We start from the raw sequence: 1,564 nt of genomic DNA, 5'->3' as shown, positions 1-1,564 counted from the left end.
CTAAAAGTTTTTGGTGCCGCTTTTTTCAAAAAGCGGCAGTTCCGTCCGGCTCAAAGAACAGGTTGCAAATAAAAAATAGTACCTTTGCTATCGTTATGTGGAGTAACTTGTTGTGGGTAGGCCTCGGCGGTTTCGCCGGTTCCGTCATGCGCTACGGGACCGGTTTGGTTATCGCCGCCCTGTTCGCCGAGCGGGCCGGGCGATTTCCGTGGGCCACGCTGAGCGTCAACGTCGTCGGCTCTTTCGTGATCGGACTGCTTTTGCAGCACCTCGAGAGCGGTTCCTCGCGTCATCTTTTAGGCGTAGTAGGGTTTTGCGGCGGCTTCACCACCTTTTCGACCTTTTCGCTCGAGAGCGTGCGGCTTCTGCGCGCAGGAGACACCCGCACCGCCCTGCTCTATATCGGCCTGAGCCTCGCACTCTGCCTGGCCGCCACCGCATTGGGAATGACAATAAAACCAACGAAATAAATGGAACTTTTAAACCGCATCAAAGAACAGGCGCGCGCCGCCAAACAGCGCATCGTCCTGCCCGAAGGGAACGAAGAACGCACCATGCGCGCCGCCGACGAGATCGTCGAACAAGGCATCGCCGACATCACCCTGATCGGGAATCCGACCGAGCTCAAAGAGCTGGCCAAAGACTGGGGACTGGAACACGTCCTGAACGGCGACATCCGGCTCATCGACCCGACCGACCATCCGAAAAAATCCGCCTACGTCGACCTCATGCTCCAGCTCCGCGCCTCCAAAGGGCTGACCCGGGAAGAGGCCGAATGGCTCATTCTCAATCCGTTGTACCTCTCCGTGCTGATGATCAAGTCCGGTGACGCCGACGGCGAAGTGGCCGGCGCGGGGAACGCCACCGGCGACGTGCTGCGGCCCGCCTTCCAGTACGTGAAGACCAAGCCCGGGATTTCGGTGGTTTCGGGGGCATTCATTATGCTCCTGAAAGACAAGCACTACGGCGAAAACGGGATGATGGTCTTCGCCGACTGCGCCGTGCACCCGAACCCGACCGCTCCGGAGCTGGCCCAGATCGCCGTCGAGACCGGCAAGACCACCCGTGCGATCGTCGGGATGGAGCCGCGGATCGCCATGCTGAGTTTTTCGACCAAAGGATCTGCCAAGCATGAGATGGTGGACAAAGTCGTCGAAGCCACGAAGTTGGCACAAGAAATGGCTCCGGATATGAAGATCGACGGCGAGCTTCAGGCCGACGCCGCCATCGTACCGGGCGTAGGCGCCAAGAAAGCTCCGGACTCCAAGATCGCCGGCCGCGCCAACGTGCTGGTTTTCCCGACCTTGGAAGTGGGGAACATCGCCTATAAACTGGTACAGCGGTTGGCCGACGCCGAAGCCATCGGGCCGATCCTGCAAGGGATGGCCGCCCCGATCAACGACCTTTCGCGCGGCTGTTCCGTGAGCGACATCGTGAATCTGGTCGCCATCACCGCCTGCCAGGCTCAGGCCGAGCGGGGGTTGTAGACTTTGGCTTCGCCTGTAAGTTAGGGTAGAGGCTGCCGCAGCGAAACGCAAGTTTCGCCCGTCCACGGGACGTGGGG

Annotated in this window: 2 protein-coding genes; both read left to right on the top strand. The window is 60.2% G+C overall.

All coding sequences use genetic code 11. The features are described 5' to 3' along the window. Positions 1-470: fluoride efflux transporter CrcB (crcB, locus tag QZ292_RS10355; protein ID WP_294601276.1), on the top strand; the 470-nt coding region annotated here is incomplete at its 5' end. Then, positions 471-1,487 (top strand): phosphate acetyltransferase, encoded by a 1,017-nt coding sequence (gene pta, locus QZ292_RS10350; protein ID WP_294601274.1) that lies wholly within the window; start codon positions 471-473, stop codon positions 1,485-1,487. It abuts the gene before it with no gap. Positions 1,488-1,564: the final 77 nt, after the last annotated feature.

Source organism: uncultured Rikenella sp. (assembly GCF_910577125.1).
Classification (GTDB): Bacteria; Bacteroidota; Bacteroidia; order Bacteroidales; family Rikenellaceae; genus Rikenella.
This window is presented reverse-complemented; position numbering and strand designations above follow the sequence as displayed.